This window comes from Streptomyces sp. JLBG701, assembly GCF_058544905.1.
On the sequence record NZ_CM178588.1, the window covers coordinates 5080814 to 5097108 of the forward strand.

At 69.0% G+C, this 16295-nt stretch carries 9 protein-coding genes; 5 read left to right on the plus strand and 4 right to left on the minus strand.

Going from position 1 to position 16295, the window contains the following annotated elements:
• The first annotated feature begins 70 nt into the window (after positions 1 to 70).
• The 5 genes from AC5DRG_RS23225 (at position 71) to AC5DRG_RS23245 (ending at position 8661) form a co-directional block, all read left to right on the plus strand.
• On the plus strand, positions 71 to 1669 hold the full coding sequence (locus tag AC5DRG_RS23225) for a subtype B tannase (RefSeq protein ID WP_491813123.1): 1599 nt from the start codon (positions 71 to 73) through the stop codon (positions 1667 to 1669).
• Positions 1670 to 1937: 268 nt separating this feature from the next.
• Positions 1938 to 3158 carry a flavin-containing monooxygenase gene (locus tag AC5DRG_RS23230; RefSeq protein ID WP_491812541.1) on the plus strand — a complete coding sequence of 407 codons (1221 nt, stop codon included), beginning with the start codon at positions 1938 to 1940 and terminating at the stop codon, positions 3156 to 3158.
• 713 nt (positions 3159 to 3871) lie between these two features.
• Positions 3872 to 4477, plus strand: coding sequence for an aromatic prenyltransferase (locus tag AC5DRG_RS23235; protein WP_491812542.1), 606 nt, complete (start codon positions 3872 to 3874; stop codon positions 4475 to 4477).
• 477 nt (positions 4478 to 4954) lie between these two features.
• On the plus strand, positions 4955 to 7021 hold the full coding sequence (locus tag AC5DRG_RS23240) for a recombinase family protein (RefSeq protein ID WP_491812543.1): 2067 nt from the start codon (positions 4955 to 4957) through the stop codon (positions 7019 to 7021).
• Between the two features lie 146 nt (positions 7022 to 7167).
• Positions 7168 to 8661: a flavin monoamine oxidase family protein gene (locus tag AC5DRG_RS23245; RefSeq protein ID WP_491812544.1), complete on the plus strand. Its 1494-nt coding sequence runs from the start codon at positions 7168 to 7170 to the stop codon at positions 8659 to 8661.
• 35 nt (positions 8662 to 8696) lie between these two features.
• On the opposite strand, the gene AC5DRG_RS23250 is transcribed toward AC5DRG_RS23245, so the two are convergent.
• The 4 genes from AC5DRG_RS23250 to AC5DRG_RS23265 form a co-directional block, all read right to left on the minus strand.
• Complete coding sequence (locus AC5DRG_RS23250) at positions 8697 to 12758, minus strand: SAV_2336 N-terminal domain-related protein (protein ID WP_491812545.1); 4062 nt, start codon at positions 12756 to 12758, stop codon at positions 8697 to 8699.
• Entirely contained in the window at positions 12755 to 13750 is a 996-nt protein-coding gene (locus AC5DRG_RS23255) for an AAA family ATPase (protein ID WP_491812546.1), read from the minus strand. Before AC5DRG_RS23255 ends, AC5DRG_RS23250 begins: the two co-directional genes overlap by 4 nt.
• A 24-nt stretch (positions 13751 to 13774) precedes the next feature.
• Positions 13775 to 15679: a VMAP-C domain-containing protein gene (locus AC5DRG_RS23260; protein WP_491812547.1), complete on the minus strand. Its 1905-nt coding sequence runs from the start codon at positions 15677 to 15679 to the stop codon at positions 13775 to 13777.
• A gap of 148 nt (positions 15680 to 15827) precedes the next feature.
• Entirely contained in the window at positions 15828 to 16241 is a 414-nt protein-coding gene (locus AC5DRG_RS23265; protein ID WP_491812548.1) for a CU044_2847 family protein, read from the minus strand.
• Between the last annotated feature and the right edge of the window lie 54 nt (positions 16242 to 16295).

Genomic DNA, 16295 nt, shown 5'->3' on the forward strand with positions numbered 1-16295 from the left:
AGGCCAGGAAGTCGGAAAGACGAGAGGCAGCAAGGTGAAGCACAGGGCAGTGAAGCGCAGGACAGTGGTCATGGGCATCGGCGCCACCGCGGGTGTCGCGGCGGCAGGCGGCATCGCGCTCAGCGCGAACGCGTCGAGCTCGTCGAACTCCTCGTCCTCCTCGTCCACCTCGGACGCCCTGGTCTTCGACCCGGACGCCTACACGAAGCTCACCAAGACGATCACCGACACCGAGGACGTCGAGCACTCGGTGACGTACCACTTCTGGAAGGCGATCACCTATGTCGCCAACCCGGTGGACGCGACCTACCAGTCGCTGATCGTCAGCGCCCCGGTCGAGATCGACGGCAAGACGGTCGACGCGACGAACGCGCCGATCCTGCTCGCCAACTCCGTCGGCGGTTACATGCCCTCCTCCGTGGCCACCGCCACCGAGGTCGGCGGCGGTGGCGCGGCCATGGGCGGCGGCGGTGCGCCCACCGGCTCGGCGGCGCCCAGCGCCTCGGCCTCCACCGCGTCCAACGCGAACGGCAACACCAACGCCACCGGCGGCGCGACCTCCAGCAACCAGCTCCTCGCGCTGGCCGCCGGGTACGTCGTCATCGAGCCCGGTGCCCGTGGCCGTACGCTCAAGAACTCGACCGGCGAGTACTACGGCACCGCGCCGGCCGCGATCGTCGACCTCAAGGCGGCGGTCCGGTACATCAAGGCCAACAAGGGCCGCATCCCCGGAAACGTCGAGCGGATCGTCTCCGCGGGCACCAGCGCGGGCGGCGCCCTGTCCTCCCTGCTCGGCGCGTCCGGCGACAGCGAGATCTACGACAAGTACCTCAAGGAGCTCGGCGCGGCCGACGCCTCCGACGCGATCTTCGCGACCGGCGCCTGGTGCCCGATCACCGACCTGGAGCACGCCGACGGAGCGTACGAGTTCAACTGGGGCACCAACGCCCTGAGCACCGGCAAGCAGGTCGACCAGACGGTCTCCAAGGAGCTGCGGTCGCAGTTCGCCGAGTATCAGGCCGCCCTGAAGCTGCGCGGTCTGAACGGCTTCGGCCCGCTGACCGCCCGCAACTACGACGAGTACCTGGTCAAGCAGTACCTGGAGCCGTCGGCCACCAAGTACCTCACGGCCCTGTCGGACTCCGACCGCGAGACCTACCTGGCCGCCAACACCTTCATCACCTGGTCCGGCGGCAAGGCGACCTTCACGTGGGCCGACTTCCTCACCCACGTGGGCGCCCGCAAGAAGGACGCCCCCTCCTTCGACGCCTTCGACCTGTCGGCCGGCGAGAACAACGAGTTCGGCGTGGACACGACCCTGGCCCGCCACTTCACGGCGTACGGCGCCAAGAACGACACCACGGGCCTGACCACCAAGCGGGTCGCGAGCGACATCCCCGAGAAGCTCGACCTGATGAACCCGATGTACCACTTCGCCAAGAAGAACCCGGGCCGCTCGAAGCACTGGTGGATCCGCCTCGGCACGAAGGACTCCGACACCTCGCTGACGGTCTCCGCCAACATCGCGGCCGCCGCCGCGGGCCTCGGCGATGACGTCAACCACCTCTACTACTGGGACGAGGGCCACGGCGCGAACACCGACCCGGCCGACTTCATCACCTGGATCGCCCAGGTGACCGGTTACGGCAAGAAGCGCGTCGGCAAGTAGTAGCGTCCCCTCGGCGGCAGCGCACCGCCCCCACGAACGCGGCCTGGTTTCCCGTCATAAAAGCCAAGGCCGCCAAACCGCGACGCCGAGCCCCTCGCAACAGGGGCCCGGCGTCGCGGCGTATCCGCAGAGATCTCCACTACTCCCCCACAATCAGGCGCCCTACGCCACCAGCCCCACCCACTCCTCCTACATGCGTGATCAATCCGCAACCAATTCCGGTCTTGACCGAGACCCATCAACGGAGCGCGTGATTACGCTCGCGCTCATGGCCGACTCCACAACGCCCGAGCCCACCGCCGCGCCCGAGCCAACCGCCGCGCCGCACCACGCGGACCGTCCCGTGTACGTCATCGGCGGCGGCCCCGGCGGTCTCGCCGCCGCGTACGCGCTGCGCGCCCAGGGCGTACGCGCCGTCGTCCTGGAGAAGTCAGACCGGGTCGGGGCGTCCTGGCGCGGCCACTACGACCGCCTCCACCTGCACACCACCCGCCGCCTCTCGGGCCTGCCCGGGCTGCCGATGCCACGCCGGTTCGGGCGCTGGGTCTCGCGGGACAACGTGGTGCGCTATCTGGAGAAGTACGCCGAGTTCCACGAGCTGGAGCTGGTCACCGGCGTCGAGGTCTCCCGTATCGAACGCTCCCCCGACGGCACCGGCTGGCTGCTGCACGCCACCGGCGGCCGCGAGCTGACCGGCGCGGCGGTCGTCGTCGCCACCGGCTACAACCACACGCCCCACATCCCCGACTGGCCGGGACGGGAGTCCTACACCGGCGAGCTCCTGCACGCCGGCGACTACCGCAACGCCAAGCCCTACGCCGGCCGTGACGTCCTCGTCGTCGGCGTCGGCAACACCGGGGCCGAGATCGCCGTGGACCTGATCGAGGGCGGCGCCTCGCGCGTACGGCTGTCCGTCCGCACCGCCCCGCACATCGTGCGCCGCTCGACTGCCGGCTGGGCCGCCCAGTACACGGGCGTGCTCGTACGACACCTGCCGGTGCGCCTCGTCGACCGGCTCGCGGGGCCGATGGCCAAGCTCAGCGTGCCCGACCTGGCGGCGCAGGGGCTGCCCCGCCCGGACACCGGCCTCTACTCCCGCGTGAACGAGGGCTCGATCCCCGTCCAGGACGTCGGCCTCATCGACGCCGTCCGCAAGGGGCAGGTCGAGATCGTGGCCGCCGTGGACGGCTTCGAGGACGGCAAGGTCGTCCTCGCCGACGGCAACCGCGTCGGCCCGGACGCGGTCATCGCCGCGACCGGTTACGTGCGCGCGCTGGAGGGGCTTGTCGGCCACCTTGACGTTCTGGACGCGCGGGGGAAGCCGGTGGTGCACGGGGCCCGCTGCCCTGACAATGCCCCAGGCCTCTTCTTCAGCGGCTACGTCAATCCCATCAGCGGGATGCTCCGCGAACTGGCTATCGACGCGGTGAGAATCGCGAAGGTCATCGCCAGGGACGGCGGACGACAGGTGTCCCGACTCCCCGCCTGACGATGGACTCCGACCCCTGGCTGACGTAGACACCCCAAGTGAGCGTTGTTCAACATGAATTCGCTGCGCCTCGACACCTCCGGGATGGCGCACGACGGCGACGTACGTCGGCGTCCTGCGCCCACGTGACCGCTCCAGGGCGCCAGCGCACACCTGGTCAGTGCCCAATACGCCGCGACCCCACGTGATCTTCCTGTTCTGTCGATACAGAGGCGTGCAACCCTTGATGTGCTGAATCGCTTCGGGACCTCAACGCGGCTGCCGCCGTGGAGCCAACGCCTCCCACTCGCGGACCTCAGGTGGACGCGGAATCCTGTGCGAACGTCTCCGGTGCCTCTCTCGCTCCCTGCTAGCGGCCGCGTCTTCAACCGCTCCGAGAGGAACACCTCGGCACATCGGCCCCATCGAACCGCACATGGTCAGGAGAACCGTCATGTCTCAGACCCTGCCGTCACCGCTCGAGTTCGACCTCGCCAAGCTCAGAGCTGACTTGCACGACTGCGCTCAGGCCGTAGAGGTGTCTTTCAACGGGCATGCGGTCGACCGGCTGCTGAGCGTCCTGGGCGATCTGTGCACCGGTGATGGCTCGGCATGCGCACCACCAGTCGGCCGGCCGGGAGTCGGGACCTCAACCTCCGCGTGTGCTACCGCCGGCCCGTCCATCCTGTGCCGCGCCTGCGCGAGGCCGGTCTCCTCACGTTCGACGGCACCCCATGGAGCGGCTGCTCGACGAATTCGTCGAGCGGTTTCCTCTGTGGTGGGGCATCGACGCGTCTGTCAGCGGCGCGGTCGACAAGATCTGGCTCCTCTCCGACAACGGCATTCCGCTGGCCGACATCCTGGCCCTGCCTCACCTGCCACCCACGATCCACGCCTCCCATGATCACTTCGAGCGGGTCGGCATGGACAGGATCGGCCTGATCGGCCTGGACTTCGGGCACCAGACCATCAACGTGTGCTCGCCGGTCTTTCCGCCCGGGACACTGACGTACGAAACCGTCACTAGCATCGTCTCCGGCCTCGGCTTCCTGCTGCCTGCCGAGGAAGAGCTGGAGCGCAACACCCATGCGTTCGACGTCTATCAGACGTTCAGCTGGGACGAACCCGGTGTGCGACGCCTGTGCTTCCCGGTCCGGTACACCGCCGAGGAATTCCCCACGCACTGCCACCCGGTCCTCAAGCAATTCGTCGAGCAAGCGCCCTTCGCGGCCGATCAGCGCGCCTTCGCCTACTACGCCACCTATGGCCCACGCGGCGGCTATTTCAAGGTCCAGTCCGATTACACGGGCAATCATCGAGACACGTTCCTCCCTCAATGAGGCAATTTCATCTTGAAGTTGCTGGTTACGCGGCTGGTCTGAATTGCTGCAGGGGCTGCTCGTGCTGGCAGGTGGCGTGATCAGCAGCTGAAGGAGGTGCTTCCACCTCCGCGAGTTCCGTGCGCAGCTACTCAACCCGGTCAGCCAACACGACCCGCCGCTGAATCATCCACGTCAGTGCCTTGGCCACCAGCAGATCCCTCCCGTCCGCGAACTCGCCCTGCCTTGCGGACAGTAGGAGGCGCGAACGGCCACATCACGAGTTCCGGGGCCCCGCGACTAGCCATACCAGCCCCGTGACCAGCAATGTCAGCTGGAACGTGGCGGACGAACCCGACGATGGCTCGGAGCAGAAGCTGTTGAAGATCCTGTTCGGTCCGCTCGCTGTCAGTGGCACCCCATAAGCTCTGCGCCACATGGGTGACCCCGGCGGTACGCCACATACCCCGGGGTCTGGCCAGTCACGGAGGGACTGACATGACCGAGCTTATGCGCGACCCCAACCCCGCCACGACGGGGACGGAGATCATCGCCCTGGCCTACAAGCGGGCCTCTACAGAGGAGCAGCTCAAGGGCTACGGACTCGACGTCCAAGACGATGAACTACGCGCCTGGGAGGCCGAAGACACCAGGCACACCATCCTGGAGATCTTCTCCGACGAGGGTGTCAGCGGCAGTCTGGATCGCCGCCCAGCCGTGCTCCGCCTGGAGAAGCGGGCCCAGGAGGGCAAAGCGAACCGCATCGTGGTCCCGAAGGTGGACCGCGTAGGCCGTACGGCCCGCGTTGCCTTCAACTGGGCCTGGCGCATGCAGGACATCGGCGTCCACTTCATCTCCATTGAGGAGCGCATCGACACCAGCACGGAGTTGGGCTGGACCAAGTTCCAGCAGTACGTGTTCTTCTCCGAAATGGAGTGGAACCGCATCCGCCAGCGGACGCTGGACGGCCGCAACAAGAAGATCGAGTACGGCGGATGGCCCGCCGGCCCGGCGCCGTACGGCTACCGGATCGAAGGCAAGGGCCAGAAGGGCTCCTTCCTCGTCGTCTGTGAGGACGAGGCCCGCGTCGTCCTCAAGGCCGTGGCGCTGCTGGTCGACGACAAGAAGAGCTACGAGGAGGTTGCAGACGAGCTGAACCGGCTGGAGATGTACACCCGCAGCGGAAAGCCGTGGACGACGACAAACCTCTACCGGCGCATGCACTCGGAGACCTTCGACGGCTACACCACGTACCGCAAGGCCACCCACAGCAAGCGCAAGAAGGCCACCAAGCTCTACGAAGACGGCACACCGGTCTACGGCGAGCCCGTACGCATCGCCGTACCGCAGATCCTCACCCCCCACCGGTCCGAGGAGCTGAAGGCTGCACTCAAGAAGCGGTCCATCAACCAGCCCCGTAAGCCCGCCCGGATCTACTCACTCAGCGGCCACATCGCCAGCGACTGCGGACAGGTCTACGTCGGCGGAGGGCGGACAGGGCAGCGTGCCTACCGCTGTCAGGGCAACAGCTTCGGCAGGTCGGGCTGCGGCTGCACGAACCTGGATGCGACCGAGATCGAGAACGCTGTCTGGTCCAAGGTGACCGAGCTCCTCGCGGACGAGGCCCGTCTGAGCGCTCTCGCAGAGCGCGAGGCCGTCTCCCTCCCTGGCGACCGGGACAAGTACCTGGAGCGCCATGAACGCCTGGCCACGAGCATCGAGAAACAAGAGAAACTGATCGAGGACGCCGTGCCTGAGTACATCAAGGCGGGCATGGATCCAGCCGTGACTGCGGCTGCGGTCAAGAAACTGCGGGAGGAAGTCGAGGGCTGGAGGAAGCAGCTCGAAGAGGTACAGCACTGGCTGTCCGCATATGAGCAGACACGGGCCAAGACGAATGCCATCATCTCGCTCGCCCGCTCCACCCGGGAGCGGCTGGCGAACCTGGATGCGACCGAGAAGGCCGAGATCTTCGACATGTTCCGCATCGCTGTTCTCCCCGAGAAGGGCCGCTTCGTCAAGCGGTCCGGAACCCCCTGCACGGTCACGACCTGGCACCACGAAACCGGCACGCTCGTGCCGCCGGACGTCAGCGAGACACGGTGGGAGGCAGCACGGGAAGTCATCGCTCAATACCACGGCTCCCGGCACTTCTCGATGACCAGCTTGGACCTGCGGCAGGCCCTGAACGGGATGCTGCACCGCCTTCGCCACGGGGCGGAGTGGTCCAGGATCGAATCCTGGGGTCACGCAGAGGCGATCCGCCAACGGCAGGGAGTCTGGTTCCGCAGCGGCGCATGGCAGGCCCTCATGGAGCATCTGACCACCGACGGGCGGGGGACAGTGGCGTACCGCCACCCGACGATTCCGCTTCTGCATGTGGTGGGTGAGATCCGTTCGGGTGTCCTGGCCCTGATCGGACCAACGGAGGGCGACCTCACGGAACTTACAGATGGTGGATCAGTCAACCCCATCAGCGGGATGTTCCGCGAGTTGGCGATCGACGCAGAGAAGATCGCCAAAGCCGTCGCGAAGGCTGCCCCGAGTACCGCTGAGAGGGCGTAGAACTCCTCAACTGTCTTACGTACGCGTCCTGTTGCGTGTGAGTACGTGTGTGTCAGATGTGACGGGAGAGCTGTACCGCGCCGTCGTGCGGGGCCAGAATGCGAGCACTGCTCACCTTTCCGGCTCCACCCCCCTCTCCACGGAGGATGCACGTGGTACGTGAAAGACAGCTCTCCCGGCGTTCCCTGCTCGGCGGTGCCGCCGCCACGGCCGGTGCCGCGGCCCTGACGGTCACCGCCGCCGGTACGGCCGTAGCCGCCACCCGTGATGTGGACGTCGCCATCGTCGGCGCCGGACTCGCCGGGCTCACCGCGGCCCGCGACCTGGTGGCGGGCGGCAAGACCGTCGCCGTCCTGGAGGCCCGCGGCCGCGTCGGCGGCCGGGTCGTGAACCTCGCGCTGGCCAACGGCGGTGTCACCGAGGGCGGCGGCGAGTTCATCGGTCCCACCCAGGATCGTATGAAGGCGCTCGCCGACTCCCTGGGCGTGGCGACCTTCGCCACCTACAACACCGGCAAGAACCTCCTCTACAAGGACGGCACGAAGACTCCGTACGCCACCGACGGACTGCTCGGCTCGGTCCCGCCGATCGACGCGGCTGGCCTCGCCAACGCGGCGATCGTGCAGGCCTCCCTCGACGACATGGCCAAGACGGTTCCGGTGGACGCGCCCTGGACCGCCGCGAAGGCCGAGGAATGGGACCGGCAGACCTTCGAGACCTGGCTGCGCGCCAACGCCGTCATCCCGTCGGCCAAGTTCCTTCTCGACGTGGCCTGTACGTCGATCTTCTCGGCCGAACCCCGCGAACTCTCCCTGCTGTTCGTCCTCTTCTACATCGCAGCGGCCGGCAACGAGTCCAACGTCGGCACCCTGGAACGCCTCACCGAGACCGCGGGCGGCGCGCAGGAGCTCCGCTTCGTCGGCGGCTCTCAACTGGTCCCGGTCAAGCTGGCGGCCACGCTCGGCGACCGGGTGGTGCTGAACGCCCCGGTCCGTACGATCACCAAGTCCGGCTCCAAGTACGTCGTTTCGGCCGACGGCATCACCGTGACGGCCAAGAAGGTCGTCGTCGCCGTACCCCCGCCCCTCGCCGCCCGCATCACCTACGACCCGCTCCTCCCCGCCGCCCGCGACCAGCTCACCCAGCGCCTGCCCATGGCCTCGGTCGGCAAGGCGATCGCGATCTACGACACCCCCTTCTGGCGTGCCGACGGCCTCAACGGCCAGGTCGTCAGCGACACCGGCGTCGTCAGCTCCACCTTCGACAACTCCCCACCCGACGCCTCCTACGGCGCCCTCATGGGTTTCATCGAGGCCGACCAGGCCCGGGCGTACGACGCGGCGAGCGAGGCGGAGGTGAGGGCGGCGGTGTTGAAGGATTACGTGACGTATTTCGGCTCGAAAGCCGCCTCGCCGACTTCCTTCGTCCTGCAGCGGTGGAACAACGAGGCCTTCACCCGGGGCGGGCCTGTGTCCATCGCCGCGCCGGGGGTTCTGACTCAGTACGGGGCTGCTCTGCGGGCGCCTGTGGGCGGGATTCACTGGGCTGGGACGGAGACTTCCGTTCATTGGATGGGGTTCATGGACGGGGCTGTGCGGTCGGGGGAGCGGGTGGCTAAGGAGGTTTTGGCGGTGTTGTGATGTGGGGAGGGCCCGGGTTCTGCGGGATCTGGGCCTTACCGCTGGGCCATCCAGGGGTAAGGAAGTTCCGGAACATCATCGGGAAGGAATTCGAGCAGGCCGACGGGCACGTCGCGGTCGTAGCGCGTGGATATGCGCGACTGCATCAGGCCGAGGAGACGGCGAACGGTCCGCACGTCGTCGAACTCCCATGTGGCGAGGCGGCTGTTGTCCAGCCAGGCGGCGGCGCGGGCCGGGACTCCGGGAGCGAGGGTGCGGTTCTGCTCGGCCGCCATGCGCCGGAGGATCTCTACAAGGTCCACGGTGTCGTAGGGCCCGAAGCTGATGCGAGTGCCGAAGAGGGAGGAAAGCCCGGGGTTGGCGGCCATGAAGTCATCCATCTGCTGCGGAGAACCGGCGGCGATCACACACAGGCGGCCCCGCCGGTTCTGCATCTCGCGTATCAGGGTGTCGATCGCCTCGGCCCCGTAGCCGCCGATCCCCTGCCCGTCCCTGCCCAGGCTATGGACCTCGTCGATGAACAACACACCGTCCAGAGCAGCATGCACGGCCTGACGCACGAGTAGAGCGGTCTGGCCCACCACATAGGGGGCCACCAGGTCTGTACGGGTCGCCTCCACACAGTGCCCCCTGCGGAGCAGGCCGAGATCGTGAAACAGCCTCCCGACGAGCCGTGCCACCGTGCTCTTGCCCGTTCTGGGCGGGCCCGTGAACAGCAAATGGGGTGGGGCACCCTCGTTCAAGCCCTGGCCCTCGCGGAGCCGTACGGCCAGGTCCTCCAGGGCCTCCCGAACCGGACCCAGCCAAACGTCGTCGTCGAGTTCGGCGAGCAGCGCGGAGGTGTCGGACGCGGAGCGGGGCAGATAGGCGCGGTAGGACTCGGGGATGTCGTCGGCGGTGACCAGCTCCCCGGCGTCCGTCTGTCCCCTCCGGCTCGCCCACCGGTGGTTGACGACAGCTTGGGCGAGGATGCGCATCTCGTGGGCGTTGGCGAAACTCTCGTTCCTCGTACGGTGCATTTCCGCGACGATCTGCCGCAACTGGTCCACGGTCTCCTCGGCGAGCCGCAGCCCACGCTCTTCGAGGTGCCCTTCCAGGATCGTCATCAGGGTGTCCGGGTCGAGGTCGGGGAACGCGATGATGTTCTGCTCCGAAAACCGGCCCGCGAACCTGGGATTGGTTACCAGGAACTCCCGCGTCTCCTCGGTATGTCCGGCGAAGATCACAACCAGCCGCCCCGGATCGTCGTCCATTCGACGGAGCAGTGCGCGGACCAGATTGTCGTCGAACCCCGAGTCCCGGTCACCGCGTTCGTACATCCCGTCCATGAACAACACTCCGTCCAGGGCACGGTCGACCAATTCGTTGAACAATATGGCGCTCTCGCCGTCGTGTTCGGACACGAGGTCACTCACCCGCGCCTCGACGAGGTGCCCGCGTCCGAGTAGGCCCAAGTCCCGGCACGCCTCGCCGACCAGCCGTGCCGCGGAGGTCCTTCCGGTGCCGGGGTTGCCGATGAACACCAGACACAGTGAGGGCGGGCGGCCTGTGGTGCTGGAGAAGGGCTCGGCCCACACAGTCTCGTCCCGCAAACGCTCCAGGAACCGCTTGGCCCCTTCGAGCCCCAGCCCGGAATCGAGTCGCTCCGGGAGCCGAATCCGGTCAGCCGTCTCGCCCCGGCGCACCTCGCCCGACGCGGCCAAGTCGCCCAGTTCCTCAAGGAACTGCCGGGCCGTGGGCCGATGCCCCGGCTCCGCGTCGAGGCACCGCCCGATCAGCGTCCGAAAGCCGCTCAACTGGTCCGGCAACAGCGACAGGCCGCGAGGATGAGGCGAGAAGAGCCCACCGCGCGTCGCCTCACGGAGCAGGATCGCCCCCAGCCCGTACATGTCGAAGGAGGGATCCAGCGGCTCGTCCCGCGGGTATCCCTCGGGCGGCATATAGCCGGTGGCGCGTTCGCGATACTGCGGGTGGGGGTGTGGCCGTCCGTCGAACTGGGCGTACACCCAGCTGATGAGCACCACCGTGTCGGGGACGACGAGCACGGCATGCGGCGAAAGGTTGCCGTGCACGATGCCCGCCGCGTGAGCCCGGTCGAGGGCTTCACCAAGTTTGCGGGCCAGCTGGGACAAGGCGTGGAAGTCGTCCGAGGGTCCGTTGCTCGACCAGGGGACGTGGATCAGGTTGTGCGCCGCGTGGCCGGCGATCGAGGTGACGTAACCCATCGCCAGCCAGGTCGGTGAGGCCTCCCCGTCGATGGCGAGAAGCGGCGGCGCGTACTGGCCGCCCATACGGCGCAGTGCCTCCGCTTCCACCCGCAACAGGGCCTGGAACGCCTCGGGTCCCGGGAATTGGCCGCTCGGCTGTGTCTTCACCAGCGCCTGATTGCCGTCGGCATCGACCCCGAGGTGTACGTCGGAGAAGTCCGCGATGGTGATGAGCCCCGTCAGCACGTACGGATTGGGCGCGCTGTGAACGGCGGGGTCCGAGTGCTCCACGATCGAAGACGAACCCCGTTCGACGGGTACAGGTACCGCCAGCCCAGCCCGAACAAGGGCCTCCGCCCGCAGCCGCGCCCAAGGAATCCCGTCGCCGGCCAGTTCCGCACCCCCGGCCGGATCGGGAAGCAGCCCCGAAACCCGCCCGGCCACCCCACCCCCACCCCCACCTTCGACGAACCGCGAGACCTCGCGCAGAATCCGGTCCACCTCATGCGCCCGCAGCGACTCCAACAGAGCCGCCCGCACGCCGGGCAGGAAGTCGTGCGGAACGTCCGCAGGCGCGGTGGAGGCATCCGCCGGCGCCGCGGCAATGAGGCCGCTGAACATGACCTCGGCCAGCACGGTGGGCGGAGTCCCCGGCAGCATGGCCGCCTGGACGACCCGCATGATGGCCACCGTCAGCGGCACGGCCGACAGACAGGCCAGCAGCCTGAACGCCTCCGGCGTGGCGGTGGCGTGGAAGTCCTGGAGGCGCCGGATCGGCGACCTGTCGTCGGCGACCGCCTGCGGCGGCCGAGGGCTGGCGGCGAGGAGCGTGACCGCGGCGTCGGCGACCGGTGAGCCAGACCCGGCCACCAACCGGGCCCAGGGCTTGAGCCACTCCGGACTCAGCTCCAGCACGGGAACGGGGATGCTGCCCGCAGGCAGTTCGCGCGTGCCGCGCCGACGTCCGCTGTACGCCAGGTCCGTGTTGGCGGCGGAGCCCGGCGCACGCCGTAGCCGGGCAGGCACGGTCGGAAGGGCGGTTCGGCGCCAGAGACGTTCGGGCAGCGCCTGGAGTACGACGAGGGGGCCGGCCGCCGCCCACTGCCTCATCGCCTCCCGGACGGAGGGGTCGTGCCAGCCGGGAGCCACACCGTCGGTGAGGACGAGCACCAGCCGGCGGCCCGACGGGTCGTGGATGTCGGACGTCCCCCGGATCCGGTCCGGACTCGGGGCGGGGTGCGCGCTCAACCCCGGCGTGCCGTCGGGCCGACTGTGCAGATAGCGCAGCCGTACGTCCCTGAAGGCCCCCAACTGGATGAGCAGGCGGTGTACTTCGCGGGCCAGGGGCGTCCACAGCAGCAGGCCGGTCGGGTGGCCGTCCACCACGAGGACGGCGTCAAGCCAGCGTTCGGCGGCCGGTCGCAGGACGGGCAGCAGGGCGCCCTTGCGGTGCCGAACGGTCCGCTGGGCCATGGATTCGAGGGTGGCCTCCTCGTCGAACTCGCTGACGAGCCGGGACGGAACCCGGCGCTTGAGCGGCCGAAGGGCGCGGAGGAGTTCCAGCTGGCGGGGCAGGAGCGGATCGGCGGCCAGCCGCACCGGTCGGGCGGGCGTCCGGGAGGGGTCGCCGGGAGTCGGGGCTGCCGCCGGGGCGTGGACGGGGACCGTTGGGGTGGTCTCCGGGGGCGCCTTCTCTGCCGGGAGCGCCGGGACGGGGTCGTCCGCTCGTTCGGCCGGTGTCCGCGGGGAGTCGGCTTCCCGTACGTCCACGGCGGCGGGAGTGGGTACGGCGGGCAGCCGGGTCGCGAGCCAGAGGATCTCGGCGACCTCCCTTGGCGTGGGGTCCAGCCCGAGTTCCGCGAGGAGGGACCGGAACGGTTCCACGCTCATTGGCGGTCCTGGTTGAGGTATTGCAGGACGAGCTCGGCGATGTGGTCACGGTCGGCGTCTGCGTTGGCCTCGCCGGCCGCGTGCCGGGCCAGGTATACGGCCTGCAGGAGCTGGTCGGTGGCCAGTTCGCCCTGGCTGCGCCGCGCGAAGAAGGCATCGATGAGCTTCTCCGCGTGCGGTGCCGCCTCGCCCAGGTGGGCATGGACGATGGCCTGCATCCGTTCGCGGTCGGGCGCTGGAAGGTGCAGGCGGACACAGCGGCGTAGGAAGGCGGGCGGGAAGTCTCGCTCGCCGTTGCTGGTGAGCACCACGAACGGGAAGGCCCTGCACCGCACTCGACCGGAGGTGACCGCCACCCGCTCGCCGTCGTCCGCGGGTCGCACCTCCGCGTCGGCGAAGGTGTCGGCCACCCGGGACAGCTCGGGGATCTCGAAGATGCCCTCCTCGAAGACGTCCAGCAGGTCGTTGGGGAGATCGATGTCGCTCTTGTCGATCTCGTCCACGAGCAGGACCCGGGGCAGGGAGTAGGGCGCCAGGGCGGTGCCGAGCGGGCCCAGCCTGACGTACCTTCCGACGTCGACGGGAGTGGCCCCGGACACGCCGTCGGCCTCTTCCAGGCGGCCGATGGCGTCGTAGCGGTAGAGGCCGTCCTTGAGGGTGCTGCGGCTGGTGATCGGCCATCGCAGGACGGGGCCGAGCCGCAGTTCGTGGGCGACCGCGTAGGCCAGGCTGGACTTGCCCACTCCTGGTTCGCCGGTGACGAGGAGGGGGCGGCGCAGATACAGGGCGGTGTTGACCATTTCCACGGCGTCCTCGTCCGCCTGGTAGGCGGCGGCGCGCAGCGGCCAGCGGGCGGAGAGGCCGTAGTCGTGGTCCCGGTCGAAGGGGGTCGGCTCGTCCTTGTAGAAGGCGCGCCAGGGCGGCGGCTCGGGCAACTGCGCGATGCCGTCGTGGGGTTCGCCGGTACCGCGGTAGATCAGCCAGTCACTCATCGGGCGTTCCTCTTCCTGGACTTTCTACGCGTAACGCAGCTGGGCATCGGGCAGCCGGCGTTCGGGGTCGTCCCACAGCAGCACCAGGTCCTTGGCGTGGTGTCCTTCCGCGGCGGCGGCCGCGGCCTTCCCCCGCAGCTGGCGCACCCGTTCGGGCCACTGCGCGGGCGCGGCGACCGCCACGTCGGTGCGCAGGCCGGTGAGCAGCGCCTCGGCGGGGCAGGAGCGGGCGTCCTCCTCGTCGGAGCAGCCGCGCGGGATGCGGTAGGGGCATCCGGAGTACGCGGCGGCGGAGCAGCGGTGCGGATCGGAGCGGCGCCACAGGATCACCGGGACCCCGGACGTCAGCGCGACTTCCAGCACGGCCCCGGACGAGGGGCTCCGCAGGGAGCCGGCGAGCACCAGCGCGGCCAGGGACGGCTCGGACTCGAGCCACCCTTCGAGCGCTCCCTGGTCCACCTCGCCGTTGCAGGCGAGCTCCATCGCCGGTCCGCCCGGTGCGGCCCCGGCCATGAACCTCTGCCAGCGGCCGAGCCAGTACTGGTGGAATTCGTCGTCGTCGAACCGCTCCAGGTCGCGCAACACCACCGGATGCTTGCGGCCGAGGCTGGAGAAGACGTGGCGAGTCCAGGGTTTCCACTCGTCGAAGTCCTGCTCCATGAGCTCCTGGGGAACGATCAGCTCCACCATCGCCGGGTCACCGCCCGAGCCGCCCAGGATTCTCAGTTGCTCCGGCAGCAGGCTCCGCGCGTGCGCCAGTGCCTCCTGGAGGGGGAGCGCGTCCGACTCCTTGTCCGCGGGCGTGATGGCGTTCGGGCCCTCGTAGCGCCACATCGCCACGTGGTAGCGGCTCGGATCGAGCGCGGACGGTTGGAGGCGGATCATCACGGATCGGGGGCCGCTGGAGCGGGCGGGCGGGGCTTTCAGTTGGTGGGCCAGCTCGTGGCCGGTCAGTCCCAGTGACTCGGCCAGCACCTTGATCCCGATACGGAGTCCGTCGGCCGAGGGTCCGGGAGACCGCCGGGCGACAGCGGCGGCATACAGGAGGGTCGCGGGCAGTGCGCGCTCCACGACCATCAATGCCTGCAACTCGCTGATGACATCCCGGTGTTCGTGCAGGGGAGTTCTCGGCGGGTCCACGAAGGGTCCGGCAGCCTCGCCGAAGGCCGGCAGAAGGCTCCCCGGCTCGGGGGTGGGAGCGGTGGCGAGCAGGCCGAACAGGGTGCGTTGCACTCGCGGCAGGAGGATCGCACTCCCCCGGGGCGCGTCCTGGGGTGACGGGATGTCGGGCCATCTCGAATGGTCCGCGTGAAAGCTGTCATGGGCCCGCACCAGCGCCCGGTACGCGCTCGGGTCGAGGCATCGCAACGCCCCTACAGGCGTGGCCAGTCCGCCCATGTCCGAACCGTCCATCCGGGTGGCCTTCACCACCGCGCAGACTCCACCGGCGCTCGGATCGAGCACCGGTCCGCCCGACATGCCGGGGGTGACCTCGTCCTGCTTCAGCCGGAGCATCAGTCCGCCGTGGAAAGCCTGGTCGCCCTGGTAGGTGAAGAGGGCGGTGACGCCTTCCGGTTCATGGCCGTACTTGTCGGAGTGCCCGACGGCGGTCAACTGCTGCCCACCCATGGGAATCCGGTCGTGCCACCAGACACAGGGATGGTCATCGGGCGGATCCTGGAGTCTCACGATCGCCAGATCGGGATACGGCCACAAGCCGCCGCCCTCGGGAGCGGGCGAGGCATCAAGCACCGTTCCCCGGAGCGGACTCCCGCGCCACGACAGCTCAACGGCGCTCCCGGTGACCCCCGCGACATGGGCGCAGGTGACGACGTACCCGGGCGCGGCCAGGAATCCGCTCCCCGCCGTCCTCCCCCGGACCTGGACGAGGCAGTCCTGTGCGGAACGGATCAGCTGCGCGGCTGGCATGGCCCGATCCCCGGTTCGAGTCGGCAGTGCCTAGGCAGGACTGGTGCAGTCCGGTGCGGTACAGCGCCCTCCAAGGGGCGCGGGGAACTGCGCGACCAGCCCCTACCGGCCCGCGGTGAAGAAGCCGCATATCCAGCGGAGCACTTAGTCACTCCCGTGCCCCGTCCTCCGCCGCCCCGTCCTCCGCCGCCCCGCCCTGCGTGGCCCGGTCCTCCGTCGCCCCGTTGCTCCAGGAAAGGGTCACCTTGACGGCCGCGGTGCCGCTCGTGCCGGCCAGCGCGGCGACCAACCCGTCCTTCCCCAGGGCCAGTTCGACGCCGAACTCCACGCTCACCTCGTGTGGAGCCGCCTGCGCCACCGCGTCGCGGACATTGGAGGCCACCGATCGCAAGGTCGTCTCGAACCCGCGGAGTACCCGGGCGCCACCGTCGAAGACGCCGGAGTCCTGCGGCCCCCCGGTGGGTTCGATCTGCGCCCAGATCGCCTGTCCGTCCGGAAGCCGCACTTCCATCAACTGCCGCATGTCCCCCGCCCAGCCCCGTACCGGCGTTGCCAATTCCACGATAGAGGTGCTGTCCACCGGCCCGCAGGACTATCGACGGCATGATCCCGAGGT